This is a genomic window from Methylobacterium sp. E-045 (assembly GCF_022829685.1).
In the GTDB taxonomy this organism is placed as follows: Bacteria; Pseudomonadota; Alphaproteobacteria; order Rhizobiales; family Beijerinckiaceae; genus Methylobacterium.
Genome location: NZ_JAKSYE010000075.1, coordinates 63,562 through 80,210, shown reverse-complemented (window position 1 = coordinate 80,210; position 16,649 = coordinate 63,562). Strand labels below are relative to the sequence as shown.

17 protein-coding genes are annotated in these 16,649 nt (G+C 64.0%); 7 read left to right on the top strand and 10 right to left on the bottom strand.

The annotated features are described in order from the left end of the window. Positions 1-90 precede the first annotated feature (90 nt). Positions 91-1,236: a cell division protein ZapE gene (zapE, locus tag MKK51_RS11205; protein ID WP_243977120.1), complete on the bottom strand. Its 1,146-nt coding sequence runs from the start codon at positions 1,234-1,236 to the stop codon at positions 91-93. Between the two features lie 356 nt (positions 1,237-1,592). Between zapE and MKK51_RS11200 the strand changes: the two genes are divergently transcribed. Both MKK51_RS11200 and MKK51_RS11195 read left to right on the top strand, forming a co-directional pair. Beyond that, entirely contained in the window at positions 1,593-2,183 is a 591-nt protein-coding gene (locus MKK51_RS11200; RefSeq protein WP_243977321.1) for a GNAT family N-acetyltransferase, read from the top strand. Positions 2,184-2,533: 350 nt separating this feature from the next. Continuing rightward, a protein-coding gene (locus MKK51_RS11195) for an IS5 family transposase (protein WP_243977117.1) occupies positions 2,534-3,303 on the top strand; the annotation gives its coding sequence in 2 pieces (ribosomal slippage) (positions 2,534-2,848 and positions 2,851-3,303; 768 coding nt in all). Here MKK51_RS11195 and MKK51_RS11190 read toward each other — a convergent pair. The 3 genes from MKK51_RS11190 to MKK51_RS11180 all read right to left on the bottom strand — a co-directional run bounded on the left by MKK51_RS11190 (position 3,300) and on the right by MKK51_RS11180 (position 6,150). After that, positions 3,300-3,941, bottom strand: a complete 642-nt coding sequence (locus MKK51_RS11190; protein WP_243977115.1) for an MAE_28990/MAE_18760 family HEPN-like nuclease — start codon at positions 3,939-3,941, stop codon at positions 3,300-3,302. The two genes, MKK51_RS11195 and MKK51_RS11190, sit on opposite strands and share 4 nt — an antisense overlap. 1 nt (position 3,942) lies before the next feature. Next, positions 3,943-4,950: a DUF262 domain-containing protein gene (locus MKK51_RS11185; RefSeq protein WP_243977113.1), complete on the bottom strand. Its 1,008-nt coding sequence runs from the start codon at positions 4,948-4,950 to the stop codon at positions 3,943-3,945. Positions 4,951-5,091: 141 nt separating this feature from the next. Continuing rightward, on the bottom strand, positions 5,092-6,150 hold the full coding sequence (locus MKK51_RS11180; RefSeq protein WP_243977112.1) for a hypothetical protein: 1,059 nt from the start codon (positions 6,148-6,150) through the stop codon (positions 5,092-5,094). A gap of 962 nt (positions 6,151-7,112) precedes the next feature. Here MKK51_RS11180 and MKK51_RS11175 point away from each other — a divergent pair. Both MKK51_RS11175 and MKK51_RS11170 read left to right on the top strand, forming a co-directional pair. Beyond that, positions 7,113-7,421, top strand: a complete 309-nt coding sequence (locus MKK51_RS11175) for a hypothetical protein (protein WP_243977110.1) — start codon at positions 7,113-7,115, stop codon at positions 7,419-7,421. Between the two features lie 70 nt (positions 7,422-7,491). Beyond that, positions 7,492-7,761, top strand: coding sequence for a hypothetical protein (locus MKK51_RS11170; RefSeq protein ID WP_409565662.1), 270 nt, complete (start codon positions 7,492-7,494; stop codon positions 7,759-7,761). 15 nt (positions 7,762-7,776) lie between these two features. Here MKK51_RS11170 and MKK51_RS11165 read toward each other — a convergent pair whose 3' ends face one another. The 3 genes from MKK51_RS11165 to MKK51_RS11155 all read right to left on the bottom strand — a co-directional run bounded on the left by MKK51_RS11165 (position 7,777) and on the right by MKK51_RS11155 (position 10,689). Next, on the bottom strand, positions 7,777-8,463 hold the full coding sequence (locus MKK51_RS11165) for a spermidine synthase (RefSeq protein WP_243977108.1): 687 nt from the start codon (positions 8,461-8,463) through the stop codon (positions 7,777-7,779). A 113-nt stretch (positions 8,464-8,576) separates the two neighbouring features. Next, positions 8,577-10,250 (bottom strand): formate--tetrahydrofolate ligase, encoded by a 1,674-nt coding sequence (locus tag MKK51_RS11160; protein ID WP_243977106.1) that lies wholly within the window; start codon positions 10,248-10,250, stop codon positions 8,577-8,579. Positions 10,251-10,467: 217 nt separating this feature from the next. Next, positions 10,468-10,689 (bottom strand): heavy-metal-associated domain-containing protein, encoded by a 222-nt coding sequence (locus tag MKK51_RS11155; RefSeq protein ID WP_243977105.1) that lies wholly within the window; start codon positions 10,687-10,689, stop codon positions 10,468-10,470. A gap of 284 nt (positions 10,690-10,973) precedes the next feature. Between MKK51_RS11155 and MKK51_RS11150 the strand changes: the two genes are divergently transcribed. Together MKK51_RS11150 and MKK51_RS11145 are read left to right on the top strand one after the other, a co-directional pair. Beyond that, the gene (locus MKK51_RS11150; RefSeq protein ID WP_243977104.1) at positions 10,974-12,440 is read left to right on the top strand and encodes an EAL domain-containing protein; all 1,467 of its coding nucleotides are present in this window, start codon (positions 10,974-10,976) and stop codon (positions 12,438-12,440) included. Between the two features lie 103 nt (positions 12,441-12,543). Next, positions 12,544-13,458 (top strand): TIGR01459 family HAD-type hydrolase, encoded by a 915-nt coding sequence (locus tag MKK51_RS11145; RefSeq protein WP_243977103.1) that lies wholly within the window; start codon positions 12,544-12,546, stop codon positions 13,456-13,458. A gap of 42 nt (positions 13,459-13,500) precedes the next feature. Here MKK51_RS11145 and MKK51_RS11140 read toward each other — a convergent pair whose 3' ends face one another. After that, complete coding sequence (locus MKK51_RS11140) at positions 13,501-14,040, bottom strand: protein phosphatase CheZ (protein WP_243977102.1); 540 nt, start codon at positions 14,038-14,040, stop codon at positions 13,501-13,503. A 56-nt stretch (positions 14,041-14,096) separates the two neighbouring features. Continuing rightward, positions 14,097-14,480 carry a response regulator gene (locus MKK51_RS11135; RefSeq protein ID WP_018046001.1) on the bottom strand — a complete coding sequence of 128 codons (384 nt, stop codon included), beginning with the start codon at positions 14,478-14,480 and terminating at the stop codon, positions 14,097-14,099. A 277-nt stretch (positions 14,481-14,757) separates the two neighbouring features. Here MKK51_RS11135 and MKK51_RS11130 point away from each other — a divergent pair, with 277 nt between their 5' ends. Then, positions 14,758-15,771, top strand: a complete 1,014-nt coding sequence (locus MKK51_RS11130; RefSeq protein ID WP_243977101.1) for a bifunctional riboflavin kinase/FAD synthetase — start codon at positions 14,758-14,760, stop codon at positions 15,769-15,771. Positions 15,772-15,802: 31 nt separating this feature from the next. On the opposite strand, the gene MKK51_RS11125 is transcribed toward MKK51_RS11130, so the two are convergent. Then, a complete protein-coding gene (locus MKK51_RS11125) occupies positions 15,803-16,573 on the bottom strand; it encodes an anti-sigma factor family protein (protein ID WP_243977100.1) in 771 nt (256 codons plus the stop codon). Positions 16,574-16,649 lie beyond the last annotated feature (76 nt).

The following is a 16,649-nucleotide window of genomic DNA, read 5'->3' as shown; positions in this document are numbered from 1 at the left end:
CGACTTCGCCGACACCCCTCCGGCTGCGGGCCGAACCTGTCGAATCACGTCGATGGCGTCGTGGTCCCATCGCAGGATCGTTCGAACCGATCAGGTCTCGACGAGGCCGGCGCTCGACCCCGACGCCTCGGAATCCCCCCGCCCGTGCGGCAGGGCCAGGTATTCCGACGAGCGCATCTCGATGAGGCGCGAGACCGTGCGGTCGAACTCGAACGCCTCGCGGCCTTCCGTCGCCGTGTAGAGACCGGTGGGCTCGGCCGCCGCCGAGGCGATGAGCTTCACATGGGCGTCGTAGAACGTGTCGACGAGGGTGATGAAGCGCTTGGCCTCGTTGCGGTTCGCCTCGCCCATCACCGGGATGCCCGAGACGATCACCGTCTGGAACGAATGGGCGATGGCCATGTAGTCGGAGGCGCCGAGCGGCTGGGCGCAGAGATCGGCGAAGCCGAACCGGGCGACGCCGGCGGCCTCCTCCGGCACGGCCACCTCGCGGCCCTTCACCCGGATCGTGGCCGGCTTGCCCCTCGCCTTGCCGGTGAGGCCCTTGAAGGCCTGGGCGAGGGCGGCCTCGGCCGCCTCGTCGGCGGGCACGTGATAGACCGAGGCGCCGCCGAGCTTCTCCAGGCGGAAATCCGTGCGGGAATCGAGGCGCAGGACCTCGACCCGGCTCTTCAGCTCCGCGACGAAGGGCAGGAACAGGGCCCGGTTGAGCCCGCCCTCGTAGAGCCGGTCGGGTTCAACGTTGGAGGTCGCCACCACGGTGACGCCGCGCTTGAACAGGGCCCCGAACAGCCGCCCGAGGATCATCGCATCGGCGATGTCGGTGACCGTGAACTCGTCGAAGCAGAGGAGCGTCGCCTCGTCGGCCAGCGCGTCCGCCACCACCGGGATCGGGTCGTCGCCCTTGGCCGTGCCCGCCTTGAGCGCCTGCCGGTGGGCGTGGATGCGCTCATGGGCATCCGACAGGAAGCCGTGGAAATGGACCCGGCGCTTCTTGCCCGGCGCCGCCTCGTGGAACAGGTCCATCAGCATGGTCTTGCCGCGCCCGACGGAACCCCAGATGTAGAGGCCCCTGGGCGGGCCTTCCCCGTCGCCGCTGCGCCCGAACAGCCAGCCCAGCGCGCTGCCCTTCTTCGCCCGTCTGCGCCGGTCGAGATCCTGGACCAGCCTGTCGAGGGCCTGAACCAGATGGATCTGGGCCGGGTCGCGCTCGATGGCGCCCGACGCGACCAGCATGTCGTAGCGCGCCGAAACCGGACCGGGGGGAGAATCGCCGCCCTGCGAACCGGCGGACGGGGTGGAACCTGAGGGGGGACTCACGACGATGACGACCTCGGATACGGGACGGCGCGGCGGCCGCGCCTGCCTCGATGGAACCGGTCCGGCGACAGGCTCCTGAAACCGGAGGCCCGGAGCCCATCGGACCGGTCTGCCGCGCGTGGGCGGGGGGATCAAGCGCGGCGCGTCGGCGGGATGACGTTTTGTTGCATTGCACAAAACCGGGGCCGATGCCATCTCGTGGCCTCCTCGAGGGAGGTTACGCCCGGAGCCCGCGCACCCTGCGCGCCGTCATTCCGGAGTACGGCACCACCATGCCCGACACGATTCCGACCGGACCCAACGTCCGGCGTCTCTGGCCCAGCGACCGTCCCATGGTCGAGGCCTATTTCCTGCGGCTCGACCCCGATACCCGAGCCAACCGCTTCATGGCCGCCCTGAGCGATGCGGCGGCCGTCGCCTACGCGGCCCGCGCCCTCACGGTCGAGGGGCTGGTCTTCGGCGGCTTCGTCGACGGAACGCTGCGCGCGCTCGGCGAAGTGCGCCCGCTCACCGGTCCCGTCCCGGGGCTGAGCCTCGGCCGCGACGCGGAGGCCGCCTTCGCCGTGGAACGCGGGTTTCGCCGCAACGGCCTCGGCCACGCCCTCTTCCGCCGGATCGTCGCGGCGGCGCGCAACCGCGGCGTCCGCGACCTGCATGTCCGCTGTCTCAGCCGCAACGGACCCATGCGCGGACTCGCCACGAAGCTCGGCGCCGTCGTGACCCTGGCCGATGGCGATGCGGAGGGGGCTCTCGTCCTGGCCCGCCCGACCCCGGTTTCCCTCTGGCGGGAGGGGCTCGACGAGGCCCTGGATTTCACCCTGGCCGTGGCCGCCGCCGCCGAACCGCTCAAGCGGGCGGCGTGAGGGGGGCGACCCGCCGCGTCGGCGTCGATTTTTTTTGGAGTCTCTGGCGAGAGATCGCGGTGCCAGGGCGATGCCCTTGGCTCGGGGCTCGGCGACGAACGTCAGGCTGGGACGTTTTCTTAAGCCGCGAAACAATTTACCCTTCGTCTCCTATCAGACAGAACAATACGCCTCAAATGCCGTCATGGAGACATAAAAATTGCAACTCCAAATTTGTGCTCTTGCGTACCACCCTTGAAACTCATCGAAAATCGCAGATGGGACGGTGGCTCCGCTTTAGGTCGTGAACTCATAACGGGATTTGGATCAGGACGAAGATCACCGGGTTTCCCCTCTAGATGGAGGTGCCGATGGCTCGGTTTGATCTCACGGATGCGGAATGGGCGGCGATCAAGCCGGTCCTGCCGACGGACACACGCGGTGTCGAGCGAGTGGACGACCGGCGCGTGCTCAGCGGCATCTTCTGGCGTCTGCGTACGGGCGCGCCTTGGGCCGATATCCCAGCGCGGTATGGACTTCAAACGACCTGCTGCAACCGCTTCCGGCGGTGGCGCAAGGCTGGGGTGTGGGATCGACTTATCGATGCCGTGTCAAAGGCTTACGACGGCGATATTCAGATGATCGACGCCACCAGCGTGCGGGTGCACCAGCATGCGGCCACCGCCCAAAAAAAGACGACCGATCCCGTTGCATGGGTCGCTCGCGCGGCGGCCTGACCACCGAGATTCTTGCCCTGGTGGATGCCGAGGGCCGCCCTATCGCTCTCAAGCTGACCGAGGGGCAGGCCCATGACGGCCGCTCATCGGACGATATGCTCGGCGCGCTCGGTCCGGGTCAGACCCTGCTCGGCGACCGGGCCTACGACAGCGACGAACGCCGAGACCATCTGGCCCGGCAAGGGGAGTGGGCCAACGTCCGGCCGATGCCGAACCGCAAGACTGTCCCGGCCTTCAGCGCTTTCCTGTACCGCTACCGCAACCTCGTCGAACGCTTCTTCAACATAAGCAAGCACTTCAGAGCTGTAGCCTCTCGCTACGACAAGGACTCGGCCAACGATCTCGCCAGCGTTAAACTCGCAGCCGTCCGTATCTGGCTCCGATCTTATGAGTCTACGAGCTAGGCGGGATCACTCGACCTGAATCGGTTAGCATCCACACACTCTCTCAATATTACCTCAAATTTCTCTATGAGACCGATCACAAGAGATGCATCATCAGCCACATCGTTTTTATCTAAACGGGGTGGCCTACCAGTATGGGCAATGTTGTTTCGACGATTAACCAGCGCATCTATTTTCTTTCTATCAGATTCAATGTGCACAACGTCGATTTTCAAGCTATCACAGAGTTCTTTAAGATTATTATAAGATAAATTTCCACCTGTAACAACTTTTTTATCGGCGAAACGCAGGGGCTCGACGGCAGTGCCAACAATCCAAGAAGCAAAATTTGTCATTCTCTCGATCGATCCACTGTCGATAAGCGCCTTCAATCGCTTACGCATAGCAAAAGAAAATATTGTTGGATGAGTTGTTCTTGGATGCAGGCGCTGCATTTCGATGTATTCAATATACTGAGAAACAGTTTCCTTTACAAAGCCCTCCCAATGCGCATACAGAACTGGCAGCGCCATGATAGCGGCAGTCTGCTCTAATACCGTGCCTTCCTGACCCGCAACAACCCGCAAGACGAGATTTACTTCTTCACGTCGGCGATCGACAGCATCAGCTGTAGCTTGCGCAAATTCTTCCGCCGTCATCTCAAACGCCGTTTCTGATTATGCGTATGGCGGTATCGAGACGGGCTTTCATCCTTGCTTGTGTGTTTCCTCCAGCGCCAGCATTATCTCTAAATTCGGCCGCGTCTTTGACTGCTCTACAGCGAGTCGCGAGTTCGGGGGACGATAAAGCAGATGCGGCCGGTAAATTGCTTGCTACACCAATAGATATTGCGTCAAATACGTATACTGAGAAAGCTCCTTTGGCCTGACCATCCCTATGATGCCGCCAAGCATCCTCTCCCAACGCCACAGCTATCAATGTGAAAGTTTTTTCAAAAATTTCTTTCTCTACAGCTAAGTCGAAACTCACCTGCTGAGCAATTATCTTTTTCACGTAGCTAGTAATAAATGGTTCTACGTCATGACCAAAACTTTCTGAATTGTTTTTTAATGTAAAAAATCGCAACACTAATCCTCTATCGAACATCGACTGGCGCTGGTTATCTGAGATAATTAAATTATCTTGGAACGCAGGAAATATTGCCAATTCATCACAGTAAGCCATAAAAGCAGGATTGCTAGCGCGGAAGATCGCATTCCGGATCTCCTGGGGCTCCAATCTTGCACCTCCAGTATTAAGTCGCTCGAACACGTCATATTTCATATTTGGTGCGCTACCGACCTTAATTACCTCCACTCGGCAATAAGTTCTTTTAAGAGTAAGCCGTGAACGGAGTGACATTTTTTCATAAGTAAATCCTTCCAATAAAGGAAGTTTGCGATCATCTTTTACTGAAAAGCTAAGGCGAGAAGGTGAGGCAATGTTGCCTTGTAAATCTTTTCTGACACCCATGTATCCGAATACAGTCGACAGTCGTTGCAACCCATCAACTAGCTCCCAAACGCCATTATCTCCCTCTGCAACAAAAATGGCGGGAACAGGAAATCCCAGAAGCAAAGACTCGATGAAATTTGCCTGTTTATCTTCCGTCCATCTAAACAAGCGCTGATATTCAGGAGTGATAATAAGTTCTCCCGCCTCGTACATTGATGCTAGTTCCCCATACGAAAGATCGATTTTATCTGTTCGCAAGTTATTGCGCTCAGCATCGATCTGTGCGTCCAGATCTCTAGCTTCTGTGCTCGTCTTTGGCTCAGCCTCGGGACGTCTTGCCGTCTCTTCCTCGCTTTAAATTGATTTTCTTAAGCAAATAACAGATTCGATGGTGCTATGTCTCTGTCTGTAAGTCTTCGAGTGTCGATGTATGCCCAGCATAGATCTCTTAACAGCAAAGTCATCTTTTCTTTCAAGTGCAAGTCCTATAGTATCCGCAAATTGCGCTATAATAGTTGGAACATCATTGTGAATTTCTTTATAATATGAGTCTTGAGCCACTAAAATTGCGAGACCACCCGGTTTTATTGCTGCCGAGATATTTTTTAGTGATTTATACATCTTATTATAGTAATCAATATGTGTTTTGTAATAATATCCATTAGACGCTTTCGAGGGGTGGTCATACACTTGGCCGAGAAATTCTAAGCACTTAACGCCCCAATTGGGGGATGTTGTTATTTCTTCAGTTGGCACTCTGATTGAACCAACCATGCGCCGACTCAGATGATCAATGCGCATATTATTCAGCGGATAAAGAACTGCAAGTTGAAGGGAGGTGGCCGATGTATAATCGATCCTAGTACAGTATGGCGGGGAAGTCAGCACCAAGTCGATGTCGGATATACATAGCTTTTCTGTGCTATCGGCCGCGCGTAATGTAACTCTACCCGGAGTAAATAAACTCTTATTGACTCTCTCAGCGACTGCTTTAGAAATATTTTGTATCTCGATCTGGAAAAGTCTAATGATTTGATCGCTATCAATGCAAATTTTACGTTCTTCCTGATCCGGCTTTCTAAGCCAAGTCGGATTTGAAGTCTTCAGTGATTTGGAGATATGATTTAGTACATTGAATAGTGCCACGTAAAATGTTGCTGATATGCTTGATATTCTTTCAAAATTCACACCTTGTTGCGTGATAACCATTTCTCCTAGCAAGAGTTTTCTAACAGCTACTTCAAGTGTCCTGATTCGATTAGCTGTGCTGATATCGAACCAGGAGAGTAGCGGATCGTCTTGGAGACAGACAATATGATTGCTATACGCCTGTCTTGATATCTCAGCGCAAAGAGCAAGGAGCGCATCGGCTTCCGTCGAAGGCAAAGTGCGCGCGCGAGCAACAATAACCATGACTGGGTTTATGTCGAAACCGATTGTCGAAAAGCCAAGTTGAGATGCCGCAAAGGTTGTTGTTCCGCTTCCATTCCAAGGATCAAAAATTGTGGAATCTTCTTATAATTCGGCGCTAGATATGATGCTCTCAGCAAAAGACTCGGGGTATCCAGCATAATATGGGAACACTCTCGACCAGTCCGACTGAGAGCGCCTGTTAATCTTGGGGCTTTGTATTTTAATATTCTGAACCATCCGCAATCTTTATTTTTCTAGCTCCAAGATGGAACAGCGCGATCAAACGCTTTGGAGGGCACAATAGTGGGTTGCATCGCGATAGTCGTGTCAACATGGGTACCTTAGCCGCTCGGCAACGCAAGCTCCATAGCCGCCGCCACCGGTCGCGCAACTGAATGGAGCAAAGGTCGCAGAATGGCGCGGGCTGGCCAGGGACCGCGAATCTCCGCTCCATGAAGCCGCACGGCGCAGGCAGGGCTTCGCTGGCCGGGGCGGCCCATCGCATCACCTTCACCGGACCCATGCTGCGGGATATCGTGCGCTGCGTCGTCCGGAGGCGCGGGGGCGCCGGGCAGACGGGTCTGTGGTGCGTCGCCGCCGCGATGCTCGCGCTCCTTGTCCGGCTGGTCTGGCGCGGTGATCGCAGGTGGGTCGTCGGGGCGTCGGTGCCGCCATCCGCCTGGCGCCGCTCTTTCTCGCGATGGTCTGGCCGGCCAATCGTCGCACCAGGATCGGCCGCGCCGGGTCTGCGAGACGTGCGCCACCGGCCGACCCTGCCTCGGGTTCCTGTCGGATTCGGCAGGATCGGCGCGGGACGTCCCGAAACCCCGAGCGATGGCGCATGGAAGGCCGGTCCGATGGCGGTCGTCCCGTGGATTGGCGGCGGTGTCGCGGGGCGCTATCCTCCGGTGCGATCGGGCGGCGCAGCCGCCCGGCTCCCCATTCGAAACGATCGCTCCGCCATGAGACACCGCGCCATCAGATCCGCGCTCGCCGCCTGTATCGTCCTGGCGCCTCTCACGATTTCGGCCCAGGAGCGGCCGGCGACGCCCGCCATGCTCTGCGCCGACGCCGCCGCCCTGGTGAACCGCGTCGGCGCCATCGTGATGACCACGGGGCCGATCACCTACGACAGGATCGTCCGCGACGGCGGCTTCTGCCCCCTGCCGGAAGCGCCCAAGCCCGCCTACGAACTCACCCGCGACGTGGCGCAATGCTTCGTCGGGTATGTCTGCCGCGACAAGTTCAACGAGGGCAGCACGCGCGACTGAGCACCGCCACGCGCCAGCGCCATGGCCAAGCTGCCACCGTATGGCCCAGTCTCCACCGAACGGCCGCCGCATGGCGCCGTTAGACCCGGTCCCGTCCATCGTGAGCGAGGGGGCTTGCCGCATGACCATTGCCGAGACTCCGGCCCAGGAACGGCGACCGCCCGACGGTGCCGCGACGGTCCGTCTGGAGCGCTGCGTGGCGCATACGCTGCGCGTCATCGCGGCGGCCCGCACCGAGCGCGAGGCTGCGCCGGTGAAGGCGGCCCGGCGTCAACTCGCTGAAATCTATGGCGTAACCCGGCTCAGCCGACGCCTGGAGCGGGGTCGGCACCCGGCCTGACACGCTCCTCCGGCTTCAGCGCCGGGCGCGGCCGGACTTCGAAGCGAGCCAGATCGTGTGGCGGGCGCCGCCGGTGCCATTGGCCCGCACCGGCACCTCCTCCACGGCAAAACCGCCCCGGCGCAGGCGCTGGGTGAAGTGCCGGTCCGGGTGCGCCGACCACACCGCCAGCACGCCGGCGGGGCGCAGGGCGGCCATGGCCGCAGCCAGACCCATCTCGTTGTAGAGCCTGTCGTTTTCGGGCCGGGTCAGACCGTCGGGACCGTTGTCGACATCGAGCAGGATGGCATCGTAGGCGGAGCGCGCCGAGCGGATCTCGCCGACGACATCGCCGATCCGCAGGTCGACCCGAGCATCGCAGAGCGCATCCGCCGACAGGGCGCTCAAGGGGCCGCGCACCCATTCCGCTACGTTCGAGACCAGTTCGGCGACGACGATCGCGGCGTCGGGCCCCAACGCATCGAGGGCGGCGCGCAGGGTGAAGCCCATGCCGAGGCCGCCGATCAGGAAACGCGCCCCGGCGCGGGTCCCGACGCGCTCTGCGGCGAGGTTCGCCAGCGCCCTCTCCGAGCCGCTGAGCCGGCTGTTCATCAGCTCGTTGTGCCCGAGCTGGATCGAGAATTCCGAGCCGCGCTGGAGCAGCCGGAGCTGGCCTGCATCCCCGGGGATCGGTGCGGTGTCGAGGACGAGCCAGGGGATCATGGGAGGCGGCAGCGGGACGGCATGCCGTCCCGGCTATCACAGATGGGGCGAGGGAGCACGCGTTCCGGGGAGGCGCCCCTCCCCGTCAGGGAAGGGGCGCCTCCGGCAGCAGGCTAGAACAGCCCCTCGATCTGTCCGTCGGCATCGAGATGGATGCCTTCCGAGGCGGGAACCTTGGGCAGGCCGGGCATGGTCATGATCTCACCGCAGATCACCACGACGAAGCCGGCGCCAGCCGAGAGGCGGACGTCGCGCACCGAGATGAGGTGACCCGAGGGCGCGCCCATCAGGTTCGGGTCGGTGGAGAACGAGTACTGCGTCTTGGCCATGCAGACCGGCAGGTTGCCGTAGCCGTCCTTCTCGAACTGGGCGAGCTTGGTGGCCGCCTTCGACTCCACCTGGATGTCGCCCGCGCCGTAGAGCTTGGTGGCGATGGTCTTCACCTTGTCGGTGAGCTTGGTGTCGGTCTCGTAGGCGAAGGTCAGGGGCTTCTGCTCGCCTTCGGCGAGCTTGACGACGGCCCGGGCCAGCTCCTCGGCGCCGGCCCCGCCTTCCGCCCAATGCTTGCAGGTGATCGCCTCGACCTGAAGCTTGTCGCGGCAGAGCTCCTTGAGCTTGGCGTGCTCGGCATCGGTGTCGGCGTAGATGTGGTTGACGCCGATCACCACGGGCAGGCCGAAGCCGCGTACGTTCTCCACGTGGCGGGCGAGGTTGGCGAAGCCCTTCTCCAAGGCGTCGAGGTTCTCGGAGCCGAGCTCCTTCTTCGAGACGCCGCCATGCATCTTGAGAGCGCGCACGGTGGCGACGATGACCACCGCGGAGGGCTTCAGGCCCGCCTGGCGGCACTTGATGTCGATGAACTTCTCCGCGCCCAGATCCGCGCCGAAGCCGGCTTCGGTGACCACGTAGTCGCCGAGCTTGAGGCCGGCGCGGGTGGCGATCACCGAGTTGCAGCCATGGGCGATGTTGGCGAAGGGGCCGCCATGGATGAGGGCCGGGTTGCCCTCGAGGGTCTGGACGAGGTTCGGCTGCAGTGCGTCCTTGAGGAGCACGGTCATGGCGCCCGTGGCCTTGACGTCGGCGAGCGTCACCGGCTTGCGGTCGCGGGTCTCGGCGATGACGATGCGACCAAGGCGCGCCTCGAGGTCGTCGAGGTCACGGGCGAGGCAGAACACCGCCATGACCTCGGAGGCCACGGTGATGTCGAACCCATCCTCGCGCGGGAAGCCGTTGGCGACGCCGCCCAGCGACTGGGTGATCGAACGCAGGGCCCGGTCGTTCATGTCGACCACACGGCGCCAATGGATGCGGCGCACGTCGATGTTGAGCTCGTTGGCCCAGTAGACGTGGTTGTCGATGAGCGCGGCGGCGAGGCTGTGCGCCGAGGTGATGGCGTGGAAATCGCCGGTGAAATGCAGGTTGATCTGCTCCATCGGCACGACCTGGGCCTTGCCGCCGCCGGCGGCACCCCCCTTCATGCCGAAGCACGGGCCGAGCGAGGGCTCGCGCAGACACATCACCGTCTTCTTGCCGATGCGGTTCAGCGCGTCGCCGAGACCCACCGTCGTGGTGGTCTTGCCCTCGCCGGCCGGGGTCGGGCTGATGGCGGTGACCAGGACGAGCTTGCCCTCGGGCTTCGATTCCAGCGACTTGATGAAGGCGTGATCGATCTTGGCGATGTGCCGGCCGTAATGATGCAAGGCCTCGTCCGGAATGCCGATCGTCTCCGCCACCTGCGTGATCGGCTTCAGGGTTGCCGCGCGAGCGATCTCGATGTCTGAGGGCATTGGTCTCTCCCGGTCTGTCGTCGCGATGGCGTGTCGCGCGGGCGTTTATTGTGGAACGTCGTGTGTTCGCGGCGTCGGGCGTCGACGCCGCGGGCACCAGGCTTCACCGTTGTCATCACTGTGAGCGATGGAGCAAGCAAAAGCGCGTCGGAATTTTTCAACGCGTCTGCAAAATTTCGTTTGAAAGCGTGGATTCCGGCATGGATTGCCCGCGCCGTCAGCCCGACATCGCCGTCGCCGTGTAGCCGGCCTGATTCAGCGCTGCGGCGATCGTCAGGGCCTGGGCATCGGTGGTGATCGCCACGCGGCCGTGATCGCGGTCGACGGCGACATGCGCCTCCGGATCGATCCGGAGGATGGCCTTGCGCACGGCCTCGGCGCAGCCGTCGCAGGTCATGCCGTCCACCTGCATCAGCAGGTCCACCCGTCTCGTGTCCATCCACCCGCTCCCGTCGCTGGGTCACGCCTCGCGCCTATGTAGAGCCAAATCCTCTCCTGCCGCGAGGGGGGATGACCCAGGGGGCGACATCGGCGATGCCAGACTGGCTGAAGCCAAGCTTCGAAGCTCATGCAACACATGGCGAAAAACCGGTTCACGAAGCCCCCTCCCATCTTGTGGGACCTCGTCGCCTCGGCGACAACCGAAGCCTGTCTCGATTTGCGGACTCCGTGAGCGACGCCCCGTGATCTCCGCTCGATCGTCGTGAGGATAAGAGTATTCCGATGGCCCGGAACGTCGGCCGACGCACGGGCCCGTGGCTCCTGAGTCTCATCGGGTTCGTGGTCCTGGCGCCGCTCGCAGTGATCTCCCCCCTCGGCGGCGCCTTCGGACTGGCGGCCATGAGCGGCCTCCTTGCGATCCTGGCCGCGCGCCGGGCGCGCAATCTCGACCTGCGCTGTGAGAAGCTGTCGGGGGAGCTCGATGTCCTGTCCCAACGCCTCGTGCGCCTGGAGACGGTGGCTCGCCTCATCGCAGACCAGCAGATGCGGATCGAGCGTGCCCGCGCCGAGGAGGCCGGCCCGGTCGAGGCCAGGCAACCCAGGGAGTCCTCGGTGGAGGCTGCCGTCGAGGAGGTCACGGCGGAGATCGGCCTGCTGAGCGGCATCGTCCGCGAACTCGCCGCCGTGGTCGCTACGCAGGATGGCGAGATCGCCCGCCTGAAGGCGACGCCACCGACCGCTCCCGTTCCGACCCCGGTCGCCCGTCAGGCCGTTCTCGATGTCCCCGTCGTTCCGCCGCCCTCCCCGGCATTCCGGAACGAGAGGGGCACCGCACCCTGGGTGCCGCGCGCCTGGCCGCCGCAGGAGCGGTCCGAGGCGGGGGTGGACCGGAGCCGGGATGCGGTCATGGTCGCGGCCTTCGATGGCGGCGGCCTCGAGGTCCATCTCCAGCCCATCGTCTCTCTGCCGCAACGCAAGGTCGTGTCCTATGAGGCGCTGGCGCGCCTGCGCCTCGGCGCCGACATCCTGAAGCCGGAACTGTTCCTGCCGGCCCTCGAACGCCATGGGCGGACCACCGAACTCGATCGCCGCATGCTTCCCCTCGTCGCCACCGTGGCACGCCACCTCAGCGGGCGCGGCAGTCAGGCGGCGGTGACCTACGCCCTGTCGCCGCATTCCCTGTTCGAACCCGGTTTCCTGCGCACGCTGCCGCGGCTGCTCGCCGGCGAACCCAGCCTGTTGGGACGCCTCGTGATCGCGCTGCCCCAATCGAGCTGGCGTAGCCTGGACGCAGAGCAGGCCGGCGCCCTGGCGGAACTGCGCGGCCGTGTCGGCTTCGCCCTGGACCGTCCCGTGGACCTGCGCCTCGATCCGCTGGCCCTGGCCGACCGGGGCGTCAGCCAGGTCAAGGTGCCCGCCGATCTCCTGCTGCGACCCGATTCCAGCCAGGCCATGCCCGATATCACCCTGGACGATCTCGTCGCCTCCCTGTCGAGGTCCGGCATCCGGCTCGTGGCCGACGCCGTCGAGGAGGAGAGCGACGTTCCGGACCTCATCGACCTCGACGTGCCGCTGGCGCAAGGGTCGGTCTTCGCGCCGGCTCGGGCGGTACGGGCCGAAGTCCTCGCCGCGGCTCCGGTGCAAGTGCCGCCGCCTCAGGTGCCCCTGCCGCCGCAGGAGCCCGGCGACGACCCCGAACCGCCGCCGCAGCGCCGGCCGTTCCGCGACTTCCTCCGCCGCGCCGGCTGAGGCGCGCTGGCATGATCCCGATGCGTTGATTTCGGCGATCGGTCGGCCTAACCGGTCGGCCATCCTCGATGCCCCTCCATCCGTCGCCAGTCAGGCCAGATTCATGAGCGAAACGATCGCGCGCGCCGCACCCTCGGCGCCGATCCCGATTCTGGGCGGGCTTTCCGGCGTCGCCGAGGGCTACGATCTCATCCTGTGCGACGTCTGGGGTGTCCTGCATGACGGGACGCGTGCCCATGTAGGGGCTGGCGAGGCGCTGATCCGCTTCCGTACCCTGCCCGGCGCCGGTCGCCGGCGTCGGGTTATCCTCGTCTCCAACGCGCCCCGCCCCTGGGCCGGCGTTCGGACCATCCTCGACGGCTACGGTGTGCCGCGCCAGGCCTATGACGCCATCCTCACCTCCGGCGACCTGACCCGGCGGCTGATCGCGGAGCATCCGGGGGAGCGCATCCACCATCTTGGGCCGGAACGCGACGCGACGATCTTCGATGGCCTCGACATATGCCTCGTGGCGGCCGGGGAGGCGGATCGGGTGGTCTGCACCGGCCTGTTCGACGACACGACCGAGACGGCGGAGGATTACCGTGTGACGCTGGCCGGGTTCCGGGCACGGAACGTGCCGATGATCTGCGCCAACCCCGACCTCGTGGTCGAGCGCGAGAAGAAGCTCATCCCCTGCGCCGGCCTGATCGCGCAGGCCTATGCGGAAATCGGCGGCGCGGTGACCTATGCCGGCAAGCCATACCGCCCCGTCTACGAGGCGGCGCTCGCCATGGCGGCAGAGCTCGACGGTGGCTCCGCGCCGGACGCTGCCCGCGTCCTTGCCGTTGGCGACGCCCTGCGCACCGACATTGCGGGGGCGGCGGCCTACGGAATCCCGAACCTGCTGGTGGCGCGCGGCATCCATGCGGAGGAACTCGGCGTTCTCGCCGAGCACGACACGCTGGGCGAGGTGTCCGAATGGCTCGCCCGGCAGGAGGTGCACCCGGATGCCGTCATCGAGCGGCTGGTCTGGTAGCGTCCCCGGATCTCATCGGCCCCGAGCGGTAAGACCCGCCGATCAGGAGAACAGGGCGTCGATCTCGTCCTGGGCGGTCGCGGGCCCCTTGATCTGCGGCCCGTTGAGGAGGAGGAGTTCGGCCCGAACCCGGCGCTCCACCTCGGCCGGGTCGACGCCACCCTCGTCCTTTGCCTTCACCGCGGCGGCAAAACGCGAGAGGCGGCTTTCGAGTTGGCGCAGGGATTCGCTCACCTTTGCGATTCGCTGGCCGGTGATATCCTGGAACGTGCAGGCCTCGAAGATGTCGTTCATCCGTGCCTCGACGGCGGCACGGTAGTTCTTGTCGTTGGGAAGGCTGAGAATTTCCTCGGCCGCCGTCATGATGGAGTTCGTCGCCCCCGCGGTCGCCTCGACGACGCTGCCGAGCTCCTCATGCGCCATCGGCAGTCGGTCGCGGGTGAGCTCGTTCGCCCGCAGGGCCGCGATCTCCTTGCGGACATGCGCGATGTAGTCGGCGATCTCGACCAGCTCTCGGATCAGCGACGGTCGCGTCAACGTCGGGTGAGGGGCGGTCGTCCGTACCTTTTCCGCCATGGCCATCGCCTGTCGCTCCACGGTGCTGTGAATCGCCGAAGAAAAGAGATGGGGTCTGCGGCTCAAGCGCCGCAGACAGCCTCGATCTTGCTCTTCAGCGTCGCCGCATTGAAGGGCTTGACGATGTAATTGTTGACGCCGGCCTTCTTGGCCGCGATCACGTTCTCGGTCTTCGATTCGGCGGTGACCATGATGAATGGCGTGGTGCGCAGGGCCTCGTCGGCACGGACATGGCGCAGCAGCTCGTAGCCGGTCATCGGCTCCATGTTCCAATCGGAGATGACGAGGCCGTACTTGCGGTTCTTCAGCCGGGCGAGGGCCGCGGTCCCGTCGGACGCATCGTCGACCTCTTCGAAGCCGAGCTGCTTGAGCAGGTTGCGGATGATGCGGACCATCGTCTGATAATCGTCCACGACGAGGATCGGCATGCCGAGATCGAGGGCCATGGGTCGGGGTGCTCCGTCGGTGCAGGGCCGGTGCGGCATGCCGCGAACCGGAAAAGTGGCAAACGAACTGGGGGAAGCGCCGCCACGCGCCGCCTCTCGTCCGTGAAAGTACCGCGCCCAGCATTGCGAAGCGGTTAACTGCGAAGCCTATCGTGCATCCCCCGTCGATCGGCCGGCCGCTTCCCTTGACCCTCCTCCGGCTTTTCGACAGGTTCCCGCGCGGAATCCCCCACGGTCGCCGTTTTGGCCGCAGCTTCTTCGAGACCGCTTGAACCCGATGGCGCCAGCCGACGACCCTTCCGCGCGCCCTGGAGCCGGCTCTCCGGCGGGGCGGCCCTTCACGATCTGCCGCGAGGACGAGGCGGTGCCGGCGGCCCTTGCCGGGGCCATCGCGGCGATCGGCAATTTCGATGGCGTTCACCGGGGCCACGGCGCTCTCGTGGAGGCCGTCCGTGAGGAGGCCGACCGGCGCGGCGTGCCGGCGGTGATGCTGACCTTCGAACCCCATCCGCGCGCCTACTTCGCGCCCGACCTGCCGATGTTCCGCCTGACGGGACCGGCCGCCAAGGAGATCGTCTTCGCCCGCCTCGGCCTCGACGGACTGATCGTGCGCCGTTTTGACGCCCTCATGGCGGGGACCACCGCCGCAGGCTTCGTTCACGACCTGCTGGCGCGCGATCTCGGCCTCACCGGCGTCGTGATCGGCCACGACTTCCATTTCGGGCGCGGACGCGAGGGGACGCCGGAGGTGCTGGCCCGGCTCTGCGCCGAAGCCTCCCTGGCGTGTCGGATCATCCCTCCCGTCTCCATCGCGGAGGGGGAGGCACCCGTCTCGTCGAGCGCGATCCGGGAAGCCCTGCGGCAGGGGGACATCGTCCGCGCGAACCGTCTGCTCGGCTACCGCTGGTTCGTCTGCGGCGAGGTCCGGCATGGCGACAAGCGTGGCCGGACCCTGGGCTATCCCACGGCGAATGTGGCCTTGCCCGATTGTGCCCTCTCCCACGGCATCTATGCCGTCCGCATCGGGTTGCCCGACGGAACGGTGCGAGACGGCGTGGCGAGCTATGGTCGCCGTCCGACCTTCGACGACGGCGCGCCCCTGCTCGAAGTCAACCTGTTCGGCTTCTCGGGCGATCTCTACGGCCGGACCATCGCCGTGGAGTTCCTCGGCTACATCCGCGGCGAGAAACGCTTCTCCGACGCCGAGGCCCTGATCGCCAGGATGGACGTGGACGCGGCCGAGGCACGGACCATCATCGCGGGCGACCGCGTTCCGTCGATGATCGGCTGAGACGCGACGCCGGGCCGCGCCAGCCTGCGGATCAGCGCTTGGCGGTCTCGATCGAGGCGAGGCGTCGCGCCGCCTGCTGCAGGGCGTCCTGGCGGCCGGTGCCGCTGAGCGCATAAACCGAGCGGCCCGCCGTCCAGTAGACGGTCTCCCCGTCGCCCGGGCTCGTCACCTCTCCGGTGAAAGCTGCCTCGTTGGTGCCCCGTGCCGCGAACAGGGAGATTTCGCCGAGATCTGGGGTGTTGATCACGACCTCGACACCGGCGCCGTGACGCGCGGGAACGATCTGGACGTCGCGCACGGACCAATCCCCCGGCAGATCCGGCAGGACGATGCCCGTGGCGCTGGAAATGCCGGCCTTGTCGTAGCTCGGTGAGGCAGGCGAGCCGAGGCGGACACGGATTTGGGCCACCTCTCTTGCTTGGCGCGCATCAGCGACCAGGGCGGGATCTACCGGCGCGGCGAAAGTGTCGGGCACACCGAACACGCCGGTATCCGAATGAGCGATCCAGCCGGCACCCACGAGGAGCACGATCACCGCCGCCCGCTTCAGCCGTTCGCCCACCCGCCGCCAAGCCATGGACCGGTCAAGACGGCGGGCCGCCGCGCGGTTGCGTTCCGGACCCGGTCCCGGCAGCTGCGAGAAGGCCTCGCGCAGGGCATCCCTGTCATGCATCTCGGCCATCACCCGCGCTGCCGCCTCCGGCGTACGGCCGAGATGGGCTTCCACCTCGAGCCGGCGCATGACGTCGAGTTGTCCATCGACGAAGGCAGCGAGGTCACTGTCGGTGATCGGGTCGATCATGACGGTCGTATCCAGTTCAACGGTTGGAAACAGCGGGGCTTCCATGCAGTCCTGGTACTCGCTCGTCGCCGAGTAC

What these genes read in the sequence shown, in the direction of transcription:
- MKK51_RS11155 (WP_243977105.1), bottom strand. Translation starts at nt 10,689, where the DNA reads ATGGACACGAGACGGGTGGACCTGCTGATGCAGGTGGACGGCATGACC.
- MKK51_RS11125 (WP_243977100.1), bottom strand. Translation starts at nt 16,573, where the DNA reads ATGATCGACCCGATCACCGACAGTGACCTCGCTGCCTTCGTCGATGGA.
- MKK51_RS11165 (WP_243977108.1), bottom strand. Translation starts at nt 8,463, where the DNA reads ATGATCCCCTGGCTCGTCCTCGACACCGCACCGATCCCCGGGGATGCA.
- MKK51_RS11175 (WP_243977110.1), top strand. Translation starts at nt 7,113, where the DNA reads ATGAGACACCGCGCCATCAGATCCGCGCTCGCCGCCTGTATCGTCCTG.
- MKK51_RS11160 (WP_243977106.1), bottom strand. Translation starts at nt 10,250, where the DNA reads ATGCCCTCAGACATCGAGATCGCTCGCGCGGCAACCCTGAAGCCGATC.
- MKK51_RS11130 (WP_243977101.1), top strand. Translation starts at nt 14,758, where the DNA reads ATGGCGCCAGCCGACGACCCTTCCGCGCGCCCTGGAGCCGGCTCTCCG.
- MKK51_RS11140 (WP_243977102.1), bottom strand. Translation starts at nt 14,040, where the DNA reads ATGGCCATGGCGGAAAAGGTACGGACGACCGCCCCTCACCCGACGTTG.
- MKK51_RS11170 (WP_409565662.1), top strand. Translation starts at nt 7,492, where the DNA reads ATGGCGCCGTTAGACCCGGTCCCGTCCATCGTGAGCGAGGGGGCTTGC.
- MKK51_RS11185 (WP_243977113.1), bottom strand. Translation starts at nt 4,950, where the DNA reads ATGTACGAGGCGGGAGAACTTATTATCACTCCTGAATATCAGCGCTTG.
- MKK51_RS11200 (WP_243977321.1), top strand. Translation starts at nt 1,593, where the DNA reads ATGCCCGACACGATTCCGACCGGACCCAACGTCCGGCGTCTCTGGCCC.
- zapE (WP_243977120.1), bottom strand. Translation starts at nt 1,236, where the DNA reads ATGCTGGTCGCGTCGGGCGCCATCGAGCGCGACCCGGCCCAGATCCAT.
- MKK51_RS11190 (WP_243977115.1), bottom strand. Translation starts at nt 3,941, where the DNA reads ATGACGGCGGAAGAATTTGCGCAAGCTACAGCTGATGCTGTCGATCGC.
- MKK51_RS11145 (WP_243977103.1), top strand. Translation starts at nt 12,544, where the DNA reads ATGAGCGAAACGATCGCGCGCGCCGCACCCTCGGCGCCGATCCCGATT.
- MKK51_RS11180 (WP_243977112.1), bottom strand. Translation starts at nt 6,150, where the DNA reads ATGGTTATTGTTGCTCGCGCGCGCACTTTGCCTTCGACGGAAGCCGAT.
- MKK51_RS11150 (WP_243977104.1), top strand. Translation starts at nt 10,974, where the DNA reads ATGGCCCGGAACGTCGGCCGACGCACGGGCCCGTGGCTCCTGAGTCTC.
- MKK51_RS11135 (WP_018046001.1), bottom strand. Translation starts at nt 14,480, where the DNA reads ATGGCCCTCGATCTCGGCATGCCGATCCTCGTCGTGGACGATTATCAG.